The sequence below is a fragment of the Winogradskyella sp. genome, assembly GCF_028282165.1.
GTDB lineage: Bacteria > Bacteroidota > Bacteroidia > Flavobacteriales > Flavobacteriaceae > Winogradskyella.
This window is the reverse complement of sequence record NZ_JANQIM010000036.1, coordinates 22,943-38,687: the sequence shown is the minus strand read 5'-3', so window position 1 is coordinate 38,687 and position 15,745 is coordinate 22,943. Positions and strand designations below refer to the sequence as shown.

Sequence of the window (15,745 nt, the reverse complement as noted above, 5' to 3'; positions counted from 1 at the left end):
TAACATTGAAGATGAAATGAAATCAGCTTACATTGATTATTCAATGTCGGTCATTGTGTCACGTGCTTTACCAGATGTAAGAGATGGTTTAAAACCTGTTCACAGAAGAGTGCTTTACGGAATGCACGAACTGGGAGTTAGAGCAAACACAGCACATAAAAAATCCGCAAGAATAGTTGGTGAGGTATTGGGTAAGTATCATCCACATGGTGACACTTCAGTTTATGACACAATGGTACGTATGGCTCAAGAATGGAGTTTGCGATACCTGTTAATTGATGGGCAAGGTAATTTTGGTTCAGTTGATGGTGACAGTCCTGCTGCAATGCGTTATACTGAGGCAAGAATGCAGAAGATTTCTGAGGAAATGTTGGCAGACATTGACAAGGAAACAGTAGATCATAAACTAAATTTTGATGATACACTCGAAGAACCTACCGTTTTACCGACGCGTATTCCAGGTTTATTAGTTAATGGCGCTTCTGGTATTGCGGTTGGTATGGCAACCAACATGCCGCCTCATAACCTCACTGAAGTTGTTAATGGTACTATTGCATATATTAATGATGATAACATTGAAGTTGATGAATTAATGCAGCATATTAAAGCTCCAGATTTTCCTACGGGAGGGACCATATATGGTTATGATGGTGTTAAAGAAGCTTTTCATACTGGTCGCGGACGAATTGTGATGCGAGGAAAAGCGACTATAGAGGAAGTAAATGGTAGAGAATGCATTATCGTTAATGAGATTCCATATCAAGTTAATAAGGCGGACATGATAAAGAAAACCGCTGACTTGGTAAACGATAAAAAACTTGAAGGTATTTCAACTATCAGAGACGAGTCTGATAGAAAGGGAATGCGAATAGTCTATGTTTTAAAGCGCGATGCCATCCCTAATATTGTACTAAACAAGCTTTATAAATACACTGCATTACAATCGTCGTTTAGTGTAAATAATATTGCACTTGTTGAAGGACGTCCGCAGCTTTTAAATCTGAAGGATCTTATTCATTATTTTGTTGAGCATAGACACGATGTTGTTGTAAGACGTACACAATATGAATTGCGAAAGGCAGAAGAACGTGCCCATATTCTGGAAGGTTTAATTATAGCCTCAGATAATATCGATGAAGTTATTGCACTTATTAGAGCTTCGGCAAATGCGGAAGAAGCGAGAAATAAATTGATTGAACGTTTTGAACTGACTGAAATTCAGGCTAGAGCAATCGTGGAAATGCGCTTGCGTCAATTGACGGGTCTTGAACAAGATAAATTACGTGCAGAATACGATGAGCTTATAAAAACTATCGAAGATTTAAAGGATATTTTAGATAAAAAAGAGCGTCGAATGAATATCATTAAGTCTGAATTAGAAGTTATTAAAGACAAGTATGGTGACGAGCGTCGTTCTAATATTGAGTATGCAGGCGGTGACTTAAGTATTGAGGATATGATTCCAGATGAAAAAGTGGTCATTACAATTTCTCATGCTGGCTATATTAAGAGAACCTCTCTCACAGAATATAAAACCCAAAATAGAGGAGGTGTTGGTCAAAAAGCGTCAACCACGCGTAACGAAGATTTCTTAGAGCATTTGTTTGTGGGCACTAACCATCAATATATGTTGTTCTTTACACAAAAAGGGAAGTGTTTCTGGATGCGTGTTTATGAAATCCCAGAAGGAGCAAAAACGTCTAAAGGTAGAGCTATTCAAAATCTAATCAATATTGAGCAAGATGATAAGGTAATGGCCTTCATATGTACTCAAGATTTAAAAGATGAAGACTACATAAACAGTCATTATGTCATAATGGCAACGAAAAAAGGTCAGGTTAAGAAAACGTCATTAGAACAATATTCTCGCCCAAGAAATAATGGTATTAATGCAATAACAATTAAGGAAGACGATACCTTGTTAGAAGCAAAATTAACTACAGGGGAAAGTCAGGTTATGCTAGCCCTTAAGTCTGGTAAGGCCATTCGTTTTGAAGAAGCCAAAACTAGACCCATGGGCAGAAATGCTTCAGGAGTAAGGGGTATTACTTTAGCTAATGATCATGATGAAGTAATTGGCATGATTGCCGTAGACGATATGGATAGCAATATACTCGTTGTTTCAGAAAATGGTTATGGAAAGCGTTCTAGTTTAGAAGACTATAGAATAACCAATAGAGGAGGAAAAGGAGTAAAAACTATTTCTATTACAGAAAAAACTGGTAATTTAGTATCCATAAAAAATGTTACCGATGAAGATGATTTAATGATCATCAATAAATCTGGAATTGCAATACGCATGGAAGTAGCAGATTTACGAGTAATGGGAAGAGCGACACAGGGTGTAAAATTAATTAACCTTAAGGGTAGCGATTCTATAGCAGCTGTAGCCAAAGTCATGAAAGATGATAATGAAGATGAAAATGACGATGATATTAAAATAACTGATAATCAAGAATCTAATGAAGATGGCACGGCTCTTGATAATAATGTAACCGAAAACTAAAAATAACAACACAAACTAATTATTACAAGATGAAAAAATTAATTGCATTAGTGCTAACGTTAACTGTAGCAACTATATCTTTTGCACAAAAAAATGAAATAAAGGCAATAGATAAAGCACTTAAGAATTCAAATTTTGCTGATGCTAAATCAGCAGTTGCTGCTGCAGAAGCTTTGATTGGTAATATGGATGACAAAATGAAAGCTAAGTTTTACTTTTTAAAGGCAAGGTCACTCTATGCTGGCGGAGCTGGTTCAGATGCAGATGTAGACAAAGCAATCGCTACTTTAGATGAATTGAAGACTTTAGAATCTTCAATGGGGAAACTAAGGTATACAGAGCAAGCCAACGAAATGAAAACAGAGATATTTAATTCTTTCTTAAAGAAAGCCAATGAAGCATTTAACAACAAAAATCTTGATGTAGCTTCCAAGGCTTATGAGAATATATATAAGATTTCTCCAAAAGATACTGTTTATCTGTTTAATGCTGCATTATTGGCTGCTCAGAATAATGATTATGAGACCTCATTAAAGCATTTTATAAAGCTTAAAGATTTAGGATTTACAGGTATTAAAACCAATTATATAGCCACTAATAAAGAAACTGGAGGCGAAGAGACTTTTCCTGAAAAAACCAATAGGGATTTTGCCGTAAAAACAATCAAAACCCACATCAATCCAAGAGATGAACAGGTAAAATCGAAACGTGCAGATATTGTTAAGAACATAGCTTTTATTTATGTTGCAAATGGCGAAAATGAAAAAGCATTAGGTGCGATAAAAGACGCAAGAGATGAATTTCCAGACGATGATAACTTAATTCTAACAGAAGCTTCAGTTTATATTAAGATGGGAAATAATGATAAGTCCTTTGAACTATTTAAAGAAGCACTTCTTAGAGATCCTGAAAACCCTGACTTAAATTTTAATGTTGGTGCTATTGCCATGGAAATAGAACAGTATGACGTAGCTAAAACTGCTTTTGAAAAAGCTTTACAAGTGAAACCAGATTATGCTAATGCAGCCCTAAATCTATCATTTATAGAAGTGAATAAAGGTAATGCCATGAATGATGAGATGAACTCTTTGGGCAACAGTGCGGCGGACAATAAAAAATATGAAGAACTCAGAACCCAGAAAAACGATTTGTTTAGAACTGGAGCTGCTATTTTGGAAAAATTTGTTGAAAACAATCCAAGTTCAGATAATTTAGACATCTATAACCAATTAGCTAATATTTATAGTGCTTTGGATGAAGGTGATAAGTTTAACGCTATGAGAGCTAAAATAAAAGAAATAAAGTCTGGTGGTGGAAATTAGGCATCTTTAGAAAAGTAAGAATTAAAATGCGACCTTTAAAAGTCGCATTTTTTTTATATAATTTTTTTAATAACCCTTAATCTATGCGTGTGGACATTACGATCTGTATTATAAATCCCACTATGATCCAAGCGATCGATACGAACTTTTCCGTGAGCATGGATAATGTGATTGTCAGCCATAATGATACCTACGTGGATGATATTTCCCTCCGAATTATCAAAAAATGCCAGATCTCCAGGCTCGCTTTCTTCAATGAAGCTTAAAGCTAAACCCTGAGTAGCTTGTTCTGAGGCATCTCTTAAAAGCTTGTAGCCATTAAGCTTATAGACCATTTGCGTGAAGCCCGAGCAATCCATACCAAACGGTGTTTTTCCACCCCATAAATAAGGCGTATTTAAGTACAAAAAAGAAGTTTTTATGATGTTAGCCTTTTCGTGTTTTGTGGTTATGGCATTGCCATCAAAAGTGTGCTTCAATAAGTCTAAACCGTTTAAATTAGAACCTATAGGAATAGGATACAGACTATTGGACTTATCAGACACGTATTCAACTAAATCCTTTGATAATTTAACATCCGAATTTGCTAATTGATTGTATTCGGATTCGTTAATCTCAAGGTATTGCTTATTGTCAATCCAGCCTTCATAGTTGTCATATGCAAAACGAATTCGACTCCATTTTTTTCGTTGTTCCAAGACCTTGAAAAAATCGCCGTATAAGGCCTGGGTAACCATTTCACTTTTGTCGGAAGCCTCAAGTCGTATAGGTACAATCCCTAGATTGCAAATGCCGTATTGCATATATCAAATTTAAGCGCGTTCTAGTACCATTGCTGAAGCACCTCCGCCACCATTACAAATGGCAGCAGCACCTAGTTTAGCATTATTCTGATGTAACACATTAATGAGTGTTACTAAAATTCTAGCACCAGAACAACCCAGTGGATGCCCTAAAGATACTGCACCACCATTTACATTTACGTTTGTATCGGATAATCCCAATAATTTCATATTAGCCAAGCCAACAACAGAAAAAGCTTCGTTAAATTCAAAAAAGTCAATGTCTTCTATAGTCACATTTGCTTTAGCTAATGCCTTAGGTAAAGCTTTAGCGGGCGCTGTTGTGAACCATTTAGGTTCTTGCGCAGCATCAGCATAACTTTTTATGATGGCAATTGGAGATAGATCTAATTCATCTGCCTTTTCCCTGCTCATAAGAACCATTGCTGCTGCGCCGTCATTAATTGTTGAAGCATTAGCCGCAGTTACTGTACCATCTTTTGTAAAAGCTGGACGTAAAGCAGGAATTTTTTCCATTTTCACGTTAGAGTATTCTTGGTCTTTTTCAACTACAATAGCATCGCCTCGTCGTTGAGGAACTTCAACAGGAATAACTTCATCGTCAAATTTCCCTGAATCCCAAGCTGCCTTAGAACGTTCATAGGATTGTATGGCAAACGCATCTTGGTCCTCTCTACTGAAATTATATTCTGCTGCACAGGCATCGGCACAAACGCCCATTGCGTTTTTATCGTAAGCGTCAACCAAGCCGTCTTTTTGCATACCGTCTTCAAGAGAAGCAGGTCCAAATTTTGTTGCACTTCTCGCATGATAATAATGAGGAATAGCACTCATGTTTTCCATACCGCCCGCCACTATAATTTCTGCATCACCTAGCTGTATAGCTTGAGCAGCTTGCATAATAGCTTTCATACCAGAGGCACAAACTTTGTTAACCGTTGTACAAGGAACGCTATCAGGAATCCCAGCATAAATAGCAGCTTGTCTTGCAGGTGCCTGTCCTGTACCAGCCTGAACAACATTTCCCATTAAGACTTCATCTACCAGCTCTGGCTTTAAATTGATTTTGTCCATGGCTCCTTTTATGGCCGCTGCACCTAATCTTGGTGCTGGAACACTAGAAAGACTGCCTAAAAAACTCCCTATCGGTGTTCTAACGGCAGATACGATAACAACTTCCTTGTTCATTATGTCTCTGTTTAAATTAATTGCTGCGAAATTAATCAATTTTTAAGATATTTCTCAATGTATTAGGGATTATAGCCATCAAAGATTTTAATATTTGTTACATTTGATTTTATATGAAATAAGCAGCAATATAGTGTTAATAACACCTAAAATAATAATTTGCGAATTCCATCTGGCCTTTAAAACAATAAAAACCAACAGATGAAAGAACTTCTAAATAAATGGTATAAGAATCATGCTCTAGTCTATAAGATATTGCTGTTCTTGCTGACCACTCTTTTTATTGTTTACTTGTTCCCGAAAACAGGGAAGTTCAGATATTCTTTCGAGAAAGGAAAACCATGGCAATCCGAGAACCTATATGCGCCATTTAATTTTGCTATTAAAAAGTCTCAAGATGAAATAGAAAAGGAGAGACTTGAAGTAGAAAATAATGCTTCCGTTTATTTCGATGTGAATTTAGAAGTTTACTCGCAGATAAAATCTGATTATCCAAGAAAGTTTGAAGAAGTTTTTAAAGACACAACAGTTCTAAGTAATTTAAATTCAATCCTTTATAAAAAAGGTGAAGACTTAATAGATAGAATGTATACTAATGGTATTTTAGATACGGATTATCCATATACCGAAGAAAAGCCTATTGCTTTGGTGTCTTCTAATACTATCGAAAAACGCCTAGAATATGGAAACTTAATTGAGATCAATCAATTAAGACCTTACTTGGAGAGCTATTTCGGAACATCCATTTCTTTAGACAATAGAAATAAAATGGTGTCTCTATTTTTTGATATTATAAGACCAAATGTAGCACTCAATGAAAATCTAACCAAAAAAGCACTAGAGGAAGAACTATCCCAAATATCACTCACACGGGGAAGTATTGACCAAGACCAACTTATAATCTCCAAGGGACAGGTTGTTGAAGACGAAGAGTATAAAATTTTAAACTCCTTAAAATCTGAATATGAGTCACAAGTTTGGAATACGGCCAATTACAATTGGGTACTTTTTGCCTATACATTACTGGTAGCATTAACACTTTTGATGTTGCTTTTGTTTCTTCATAAATATAGGTCTGAGGTGTTTTTGAATAATACTAAAGTGACATTTATATTTTTTAATGTTGCCCTAATGATTTTGTTAACCACATTGGTTATAAATTATAACTCACAATACATATATGTCGTCCCTTTATGTATTTTACCTCTGGTTTTGAAAGCGTTTTTTGATGCTAGACTGGGACTTTTTGCACATGTATTAACAGTTTTGTTGCTAGGATTTATTGTACCCAATAGCTATGAATATATGTTTCTTCAGATCATTGCTGGTATTGTAACTATCCTTACTGTATCGGAATTATATAAGCGTGCCAATCTTTTCATTTCTGTTGGACAAATAACGTTGATCTACATTATTGCATACTTTGCATTTTTTGTTATTCACGAAGGGCAAATCACAAGTTTAAGATGGGAAACCTTTGGTCTGTTTGTACTTTGCGGTTTAGCAACGCTATTTGTTCAGCCATTGATATATATATATGAGAAGATATTTGGATTGGTTTCGGATGTGTCGTTGTTAGAGTTGTCAGATACAAATACTAAACTTTTAAAACAGCTTTCAAACGAAGCCCCTGGGACATTTCATCATTCTTTAAATGTAGCAAACTTAGCAGAGGCATCAGCTAATGAAATTGGAGCTAATGCAATGCTGGTAAGAGTAGGCGCATTGTATCATGATATTGGTAAAATGGCCAATCCTACATATTTTACTGAAAATCAAAGTAACGGTATAGACCCTCATAAAGAACTTTCTAATAAGGAAAGCGCAAAAATTATAATAGACCATGTTCTAAATGGAATTGAACTCGCAAAAAAATACAACTTGCCAGATCGTGTTATTGATTTTATAAGAACACATCATGGAACGAGCTCTGTCTATTACTTTTACATGAAAGAAAAATCAACTGATGAAGACACGGATATAAAGGATTTCTTATACCCAGGGCCAAAACCGTTTAGTAAAGAAACAGCAATCTTAATGATGTGCGATAGTGTAGAAGCAGCCTCTAAAAGCTTAAAAGAACCAACTACTGTAAAGATCAATGACTTTGTAGAAAATATCATTAATAAGCAGATGGATAACGGACAATTTCTCAATGCCAATATTACGTTTAAGGAAATTCAGTCGATAAAAAAAGTCCTTAAGCACAAACTGGCAAATATTTATCACCTTAGAATCGAGTATCCAGAGTGATGAATCTTCAGTTTTGGCGGATTTACGGAATCCAATGAAACCCTTATTGCAAGTAACGCTTGACTTTATTTGAAACAAAAGCCTCAGTTTTTTATGAAAGCAAACTTTCAGCAAAAACCGAAGCTTTTATTTAGTCGGGATGACTGGATTTGAACCAGCGACCCCTAGCACCCCATGCTAGTACGCTACCAGGCTGCGCTACATCCCGAAATAATAAAGCCCCACTATATCAAGTAAGGCTTTTTTGATTGCGACAAGAGCTAAATCTTAATCGCGAATACCTTTATTCATCTGATTCTCAAGCTTCCCCGTATTTATTGGTGAAACAATAGAGGAGCATGACATTTTCATGTTCAAAATTAATATATTTTTGACATAAAAAATTGGAAAATGAAAAAATATTTAGTCAATTAAAAACTTAAATCTGTCGATCTAATCCAATCCGTTGTCATATTAACACGATACCAAACACCGTCTAACTCGTGTACAAATAACTCTTCGCCTTTTAAATAGGTATTAGAGTTCTGAAACTCTTGTCCCGGACCTAATCTGGAAACAACGTTATTTGACTTTACTTCAACTTTTTTTACCTCAGAGTTGTACTTGCCAGATATCCAATGTGCTTCTTTGCTCGAAATTTTGAGCCATCCATTATCTGAAATGTTAAATACCCTAACTACCACACCACGAGATAATGGACTTCTAGCTATGGGCTGAGTATAATGAGGCCCTTTTCTAACATTCAACTTTGCAGAACTAACAGATACGTATTTCAAGATTGGTGTATTTGGTGAAATATCGACTAGATTGTTATAGATATTGCGGACTTCAGGCAAAAAGTTAGCCTCGCAATCGCTCACCTTGTTTCCTCCAAAAAATTGAGTGCCAGGGCAACTCTTGTTTCCGCCACTACCATTGTTCCTCTTACCGGTGCTTAAATTGAACCAATGATGATAAACGATGCTTTTTGTGTTAATCGGTAAGTCAAATTTTTTACACAATATGGCTGTGACTCTAATAATACTATCGCTTTGTTCTGGATGCATAATATCTCCTCCAGCATCAAAATTTCCGATATTCTCAATACAAAATGCATTGGAGTTTTGACCAAAAATACAAGCCGGTGATCTTTCAAATGATCGTCCTGTAACAATTTCACCATCGGGAAAAATGCTGATATGTTGACCAATATCACTCCAACCGTTGTGGTTTACATGATAGTCTCTCATGTTTCTTTGCAACTCAAAATGGTTTTGACCGTCAAAAACTGAATACGATGGTCTCCAAGTGTGATGCTCTTGTATTGTTAATACAGTACGCGCCACTTTAGTGTCTAAAAAGTAATCTTCGAATTCGCTTACGTTCATTTTGTAAAAACCGAATTTTTTTTCCATAAGGCTTAATTTATTTAATAATAACCGACTTAAAACAAGACTTGAAGGTTCGACTATATTTTAAGAATCTTGAATAAAAAAATTATAAAATGATTTGATTAGTCTAGGAGATGTTTAAAGTTAGCAAAAAAAATCTCAATAATTGGGGTTTTGGTAATTTTTAAGAATTAAATGAGGCAAGAATTATAAAAATGGAACCAATGATGATCTTAAATTCTATGTAAGAGAATAATAAATTTAGTAGAAACAAAAAAACCATCTCTGTAAAGAAATGGCTTAATGTGATCGCGACAGGATTCGAACCTGTGACCGTCTGCTTAGAAGGCAGATGCTCTATCCAGCTGAGCTACGCGACCGGACCGAGTTTTATACCCATTTTACAGGATTAATTTCATTGATCCTGAGAATGTGTTGTTGCAAATTAAAGCAAAGCTTTAATTTATTAAAAGCTTGTCGTTTTCTTAAGAAAGCAAGCTTTCAACAAAAACATGACGCTTTTATTTGTCGGGGTGGCAGGATTCGAACCTGCGACCTCCGCGTCCCAAACGCGGCGCGATAACCGGGCTACGCTACACCCCGAAAACAGCTTGTGCTGTAAAATCATTATTTCAAGTTTCAGATTCCAAAACGACAAACCCAATGTGAGTAGTCCGGGAACCGGGCGGAGTCTATCCTGAGCGACACCTAGTGGAGTCGAAGGGCTACACCCCGAAAATCTTCGGCGGATTTTATCTGCCGAAACTCATTTACAGTTTTGTCCATTCATGCTAAAGCATCTATGAACGAAGGCGGAGAGACCGGGATTCGAACCCGGGCAACACTTACGCGTTGACAGATTAGCAATCTGCTCCATTACCACTCTGGCACCTCTCCAGTAATTATAAGATCGTTTCTTAAAATTGCGGATGCAAATGTAACGCAACATATTAAAGAACGCAAAAAATTGAACAAATTTTTTAATATGAGTAAGATAATTTTATCATGGCTTTAGTTCCTAGAACCAAATAGAAACTTTAACGTAATTTTACTACTTAAGTTTTAACATTTTCAATAGCTTCGTTAGGCTATGTCGAAAGAAAACCAACTCATTAAATTTACAAAAAAAGGCATCTATTGTCCTCAAGGAGACTTTCATCTAGATCCTTGGCAACCAGTTGACTATGCGATTATTTCTCATGGGCACGCTGACCATGCCCGCTGGGGAATGAAGCGTTACCTATGTACTAATGATTCATTACCCATTTTAAAACATCGCCTTGGACAAGACATAAAAATTCAAGGCATAGGTTATGGTGAGGCCTTAGTCATAAATGGTGTTAGAGTTAGTTTTCATCCTGCAGGACATGTTATAGGGTCGGCCCAAATACGATTAGAGTATAAGGGCTACATTGTAGTATTTACAGGTGATTATAAAACCCAGCCCGATTTTATTACCACACCTTTTGAATCTATTAAGTGCCATACATTCATTACCGAAAGTACATTTGGTCTTCCGATTTACAACTGGAAATCAGAAAAAGTATTACAAAACGAACTACACTCTTGGGTAGATACTAATAAATCAAATCATCGCTCTTCGGTATTTTTGGGTTATTCACTAGGAAAAGCACAACGTTTATTATCGTTATTGGAAGGTGTGGATGATGATATTTATGTACATCGATCTATTCATAATTTAAATCAAGCAATATTAGATTCTGGATTCAAACTGCCAAAAACCAAACTTTGGTCGGCTGACTTAGATAAAAAAGTGCTTCAAGACAAAGTGATTATTGCACCACCAGCCCTTTTGGATTCACGGATGTTAAAAAGATTACCAAACCCAGCTACCGCGATTTGTTCAGGTTGGATGCAAATACGCGGTAATCGACGTTGGCAATCTGTAGATGCTGGTTTTGCAGTAAGCGATCATGCCGATTGGAATGGTTTAATAGAAGCCGTAAAGTCTTCAGGTGCAGAGCAAGTATATGTTACGCATGGCTATCAGGCTGTATTCTCAAAGTATTTGAATGAAATAGGAATTAAAGCCGATGAACTAGTAACAGAATATGGAGATGGGGTATTAACCACTGCGGAAGTTGAAACAGATAAAGCCAATGTAAAATGAAATTGTTTTCAAACCTTATTAGTGCTTTGGAAATCACCAATAAAACCAATGCTAAAATTGAGGCTTTGGTGAATTATTTCAGCATTGCACCAGACAAGGATAAACTTTGGTTGATTGCTTTGTTTACAGGAAAACGACCTTCTAGACCTATTAAAACGACATTAATGAAGGTTTGGTGTATGGAGCTTACAGAACTACCGGAGTGGTTGTTTCTAGAGAGTTATAGTACAGTTGGCGATTTGGGAGAAACTATGGCATTATTGCTACCTGCACCAACTCATAAGTTAGATTTAAGCCTTCATGAATGGATGACAGAGCTAAAAGCTTTAAAACCCAAGTCAGACGAAGCTAAAAAAGCTTTTGTTCTAGGGGCTTGGTCGGGTTTAGATCAGCAAGAGCGACTTATTTTTAATAAGCTTATTGGAGGAAGCTTTAGAATTGGCGTTTCAAAGAAAACCTTGGTCAATGCCTTAGCAAAATTTTCAGGGATAGATACAAATCAATTAATGCACAGTATTATCGGTAATTGGAGTGTGGAAGATATGTCTTTTGAAGCACTTATAAATGGTAAGCATATTAATTATGATAATTCAAAACCCTATCCATTTTGTTTGGCCTACGCTTTGGAAAAAGACTTACACGATTTAGGCGAACCGCAAGATTGGATTGTAGAACAAAAATGGGACGGCATTAGAGGGCAAATTGTAAAGCGAAATAATGAAATTTATATTTGGTCTCGTGGAGAAGAATTAGTGACACAACAGTTTCCAGAACTCGTAGAAGCCATTAGTAATCTAAAGGATGATTTTGTCATTGATGGTGAAATTTTGGCCATGAAAGACAATGATGTGCTGCTATTTAATGATTTGCAAAAAAGGCTGAATCGCAAGAATGTGACTAAGAAACTTTTAGAGGAAGTACCCATTGGTTTCTATGCATACGATATATTAGAATTTAATGGAGAGGACATTAGGAAGACACCTTTTATTGAACGTAGGCAAGCACTAGAAACGATTTTTAACTCTATGTTTTTACCAGACTATATAAAGCTGTCTTTTGTAGTAGCGTTTCAAAGATGGGATGATTTAAATGCTATTCGAAATAATTCAAGAGCCATTAATAGTGAAGGATTAATGTTAAAACAAAAGAACTCACCTTATCATACAGGTCGAAAAAAAGGAGATTGGTGGAAATGGAAAGTAGATCCGTTGACAATAGACGCGGTTATGATCTATGCACAAAAGGGGAGTGGTAGACGTAGTTCAAAATATACCGATTATACCTTTGCGGTTAAAAAAGATGATGCTTTAGTTACAGTAGCTAAGGCATATTCTGGATTGACAGATAAAGAAATTACCGAAATTACGCAATGGGTAAATAAAAATGCCATTGAAAAGTTTGGACCTGTAAGAACCGTAAAGCCAGAATTAGTTTTTGAAATTGCTTTTGAAGGGATTGCTTTAAGTAATCGGCATAAATCTGGTGTGGCTTTGCGATTTCCACGAATTGCCAGGTGGCGAAAAGATAAGCCAGTTGATGACATTGATACCATCGAAACCGTTAAACAACTAATCACAGCACCTTGAGTCAATTTAGAGACAGCGAAGGCTTACGTATTATAAATAATTGGATGGCAGAAAAAGGCCATGCACCGTTTCCATTTCAACTACAGACATGGCAACGTTATGCTAATGGCTATTCGGGCATAGTTATAGCACCCACAGGATTTGGTAAGACATTTTCCGTTTTTTTAGCGGTGGTTATTGATTATCTCAATCATCCAGAACGGTATCAAAAAGGCCTAAAATTATTATGGATAAGTCCACTAAGATCTTTAGCCAAAGACTTGGCTAAAGCTATGTCAGAAGCTGTTGAGGATATAGGTTTAGATTGGTCCGTTCAAGTAAGAAATGGTGATACACCAACTGCAATACGACGTAAGCAAGAACGATTAATGCCAGATATACTGCTAACAACACCCGAAACCATGCATTTGTTGTTTTCACAAAAAAAGAACTCTAGATGGTTTAGGAGAGTACAATGTGTTGCCATTGATGAGTGGCACGAATTAATAGGGAATAAACGCGGAGTATTAGCAGAGTTGGCCTTATCGCAGTTACGTTTTTACGCACCAAAACTTCAAATCTGGGGAATTACGGCAACTATAGGCAATTTGGAAGAAGCCAAGTCTGTTTTACTGCCTTACAGTGATTTAAAAGTAACACAGGTTACGGCTAAGCAAAAAAAGAAATTGGATATCATTTCAGTTTTACCAGATGAGATAGAAATTTTACCTTGGGCGGGACATTTGGGAGCTAAGATGGCAGATAAAATTTTGCCAATAATCGACTCAAATACAACAACCCTAATCTTTACGAATACAAGAGGCCAGGCAGAATTATGGTATCAATTATTACTCAGTGTACAGCCAGATTTGGCTGGGCTATTAGCCATTCACCATGGATCCATTGATAAAAAGCTCCGTAATTGGATTGAAGATCATATAGCATCAGGATACTTAAAAGCTGTGGTATGCACGTCATCTCTAGATTTAGGTGTGGATTTTAAACCAGTGGATTGCGTTATTCAGATTGGTTCCGTTAAAGGTGTCGCACGCTTCATACAACGTGCTGGTAGAAGTGGCCATTCACCATTTGAGCGTTCAAAGATATATTTTGTACCTACGCATTCTTTAGAACTAATTGAGGTATCCGCGTTAAAAGAAGCGATTAAAAATAAGCAGGTCGAACCTCGTGACCCTATGGTGCTAACCTTTGATGTCTTAGTACAGTTTATGGTGACTTTAGCTGTTGGTGAAGGATTTGATTCAAATGCTTTGTTTCAGCGAATTCGACAAGTACATGCGTTTCATTATTTAACTGAAGAGGATTGGAAATGGTGCATGCATTTTATTACTAAAGGGGGTAAAACACTTAATTCTTATGAGGAATTCCATAAAGTTGTATTGGAAGCGGATGGGAATTATCGAGTGAAAAGTAGGCGAATCAGTATGTTGCACCGTATGAATATTGGTGCCATAGTGAGTGAAGTTAATGTCATGGTCAAGTACGTTTCTGGCGGTTATGTAGGAATGATTGAAGAATTTTTCATTTCTAAATTGAAACCAGGCGATAGTTTTATTCTAGCCGGACGCATACTGGAATTGGTTCAAATAAAAGATATGACTGTTTTAGTACGACGCAGTAAAGCAAAGAAAGCGGTATCACCGAGTTGGCTGGGTGGACGTTTACCGTTGACATCACATCTTAGCCATTATTTACGATTAAAATTGTCTGAAGCTTTACAACCTGGCCGACTGGAAAAAGAACTACGTTTTTTAAACCCATTGATAAGTCGACAAGAGCAGCATTCGCATATTCCAAAAGATGATGAGTTTTTGGTAGAGCTCATAGAGACTAAAGATGGTTATCATTTGTTTATGTATCCGTTTGAAGGCCGATTGGTACACGAAGTTTTTTCTGCATTAATAGCCTATAGGATAAGTAAAATGACGTCTATTACCTTTACCATAGCGATGAATGATTATGGGTTTGAATTGTTGAGTGATCAACCCATTCCTGTTGACCAAGATAATGTTAGGCAATTACTAAGTAAGTCAAATCTTATGGACGATGTCATTGCTAGTATTAATGCCTCTGAAATGGCATCGCGTAAGTTTAGGGATATTGCCGTAATTGCAGGTTTAGTGGTGCAATCGCAACCGGGCACTCGCAAAAATAATAAGAGCCTACAATCGTCTTCTGGTCTTATTTTTAGAGTTTTAGAAGACTATGAGCCGGATAATTTATTGCTAAGACAGGCTTATACAGAGGTCTTTAATCAACAGCTAGAAGAAGCGAGATTACAACAAGCATTTGAACGCATTTCCAAAAGCAAGATTATAGTAAAGCGAGCCAAGTCCTTTACACCATTGAGTTTTCCGTTAAAGGTAGATAGTCTAAGAGGGACGATGAGCAATGAAAATCTTGATAAGCGTATTCAACGTATTAAAGAACAAGCTTTTAAAATTGATTAATCGTCATTACGAGGCTTAAAGCCGAAGTAATCTCACGTGGGTTAGACTAGATTGCTTCGCTATGTTCGCAATGACAGGGAAAATGTCATTACGAGGGAAGTATGACCGAAGTAATCTCAAAAATTGTATTTTGGTT

The 15,745-nt window shown here is 36.5% G+C and carries 9 protein-coding genes and 4 tRNA genes; 6 read left to right on the top strand and 7 right to left on the bottom strand.

From position 1 onward, the window contains the following. Positions 1–2,506: DNA gyrase subunit A (gene gyrA / locus Q0972_RS14910; protein ID WP_299367051.1), on the top strand; the 2,506-nt coding region annotated here is incomplete at its 5' end. A gap of 29 nt (positions 2,507–2,535) precedes the next feature. Next, positions 2,536–3,828 carry a tetratricopeptide repeat protein gene (locus tag Q0972_RS14905; RefSeq protein ID WP_299367048.1) on the top strand — a complete coding sequence of 431 codons (1,293 nt, stop codon included), beginning with the start codon at positions 2,536–2,538 and terminating at the stop codon, positions 3,826–3,828. Between the two features lie 53 nt (positions 3,829–3,881). On the opposite strand, the gene Q0972_RS14900 is transcribed toward Q0972_RS14905, so the two are convergent. Next, entirely contained in the window at positions 3,882–4,631 is a 750-nt protein-coding gene (locus Q0972_RS14900; protein WP_299367045.1) for a C40 family peptidase, read from the bottom strand. Positions 4,632–4,640: 9 nt separating this feature from the next. Continuing rightward, positions 4,641–5,819, bottom strand: a complete 1,179-nt coding sequence (locus Q0972_RS14895; protein ID WP_299367042.1) for an acetyl-CoA C-acyltransferase — start codon at positions 5,817–5,819, stop codon at positions 4,641–4,643. A gap of 201 nt (positions 5,820–6,020) precedes the next feature. On the opposite strand from Q0972_RS14895, the gene Q0972_RS14890 reads away from it, so the two are divergent. Beyond that, the gene (locus tag Q0972_RS14890; protein ID WP_299367040.1) at positions 6,021–8,072 is read left to right on the top strand and encodes an HDIG domain-containing metalloprotein; all 2,052 of its coding nucleotides are present in this window, start codon (positions 6,021–6,023) and stop codon (positions 8,070–8,072) included. Positions 8,073–8,206: 134 nt separating this feature from the next. Here the strand turns inward: Q0972_RS14890 and Q0972_RS14885 are convergent. The 5 genes from Q0972_RS14885 to Q0972_RS14865 form a co-directional block, all read right to left on the bottom strand. Next, positions 8,207–8,280, bottom strand: a tRNA-Pro gene (locus Q0972_RS14885). Between the two features lie 202 nt (positions 8,281–8,482). Further along, a complete protein-coding gene (locus Q0972_RS14880; RefSeq protein ID WP_299367037.1) occupies positions 8,483–9,466 on the bottom strand; it encodes a peptidoglycan recognition family protein in 984 nt (327 codons plus the stop codon). Positions 9,467–9,748: 282 nt separating this feature from the next. Beyond that, positions 9,749–9,822 (bottom strand) — tRNA-Arg (locus Q0972_RS14875). A 148-nt stretch (positions 9,823–9,970) separates the two neighbouring features. After that, a tRNA-Pro gene (locus tag Q0972_RS14870) sits at positions 9,971–10,045 on the bottom strand. Positions 10,046–10,255: 210 nt separating this feature from the next. Then, a tRNA-Ser gene (locus Q0972_RS14865) sits at positions 10,256–10,339 on the bottom strand. A 193-nt stretch (positions 10,340–10,532) separates the two neighbouring features. Between Q0972_RS14865 and Q0972_RS14860 the strand changes: the two genes are divergently transcribed. From Q0972_RS14860 to Q0972_RS14850, 3 genes are read left to right on the top strand one after another with little or no spacing between them, the layout of a single operon-like run. Further along, the gene (locus Q0972_RS14860) at positions 10,533–11,573 is read left to right on the top strand and encodes a ligase-associated DNA damage response exonuclease (RefSeq protein WP_299367034.1); all 1,041 of its coding nucleotides are present in this window, start codon (positions 10,533–10,535) and stop codon (positions 11,571–11,573) included. Next, a complete protein-coding gene (locus Q0972_RS14855) occupies positions 11,570–13,159 on the top strand; it encodes an ATP-dependent DNA ligase (protein ID WP_299367031.1) in 1,590 nt (529 codons plus the stop codon). The genes Q0972_RS14860 and Q0972_RS14855 overlap by 4 nt, the downstream gene beginning before the upstream one ends. Beyond that, positions 13,156–15,609 (top strand): ligase-associated DNA damage response DEXH box helicase, encoded by a 2,454-nt coding sequence (locus Q0972_RS14850; protein WP_299367028.1) that lies wholly within the window; start codon positions 13,156–13,158, stop codon positions 15,607–15,609. Before Q0972_RS14855 ends, Q0972_RS14850 begins: the two co-directional genes overlap by 4 nt. The last annotated feature ends 136 nt before the right edge of the window (positions 15,610–15,745 follow it).

Coding starts and splice junctions, on each gene's coding strand:
- Q0972_RS14860 (WP_299367034.1), top strand. CDS start 10,533: ATGTCGAAAGAAAACCAACTCATTAAATTTACAAAAAAAGGCATCTAT.
- Q0972_RS14895 (WP_299367042.1), bottom strand. CDS start 5,819: ATGAACAAGGAAGTTGTTATCGTATCTGCCGTTAGAACACCGATAGGG.
- Q0972_RS14900 (WP_299367045.1), bottom strand. CDS start 4,631: ATGCAATACGGCATTTGCAATCTAGGGATTGTACCTATACGACTTGAG.
- Q0972_RS14905 (WP_299367048.1), top strand. CDS start 2,536: ATGAAAAAATTAATTGCATTAGTGCTAACGTTAACTGTAGCAACTATA.
- Q0972_RS14880 (WP_299367037.1), bottom strand. CDS start 9,466: ATGGAAAAAAAATTCGGTTTTTACAAAATGAACGTAAGCGAATTCGAA.
- Q0972_RS14890 (WP_299367040.1), top strand. CDS start 6,021: ATGAAAGAACTTCTAAATAAATGGTATAAGAATCATGCTCTAGTCTAT.
- Q0972_RS14855 (WP_299367031.1), top strand. CDS start 11,570: ATGAAATTGTTTTCAAACCTTATTAGTGCTTTGGAAATCACCAATAAA.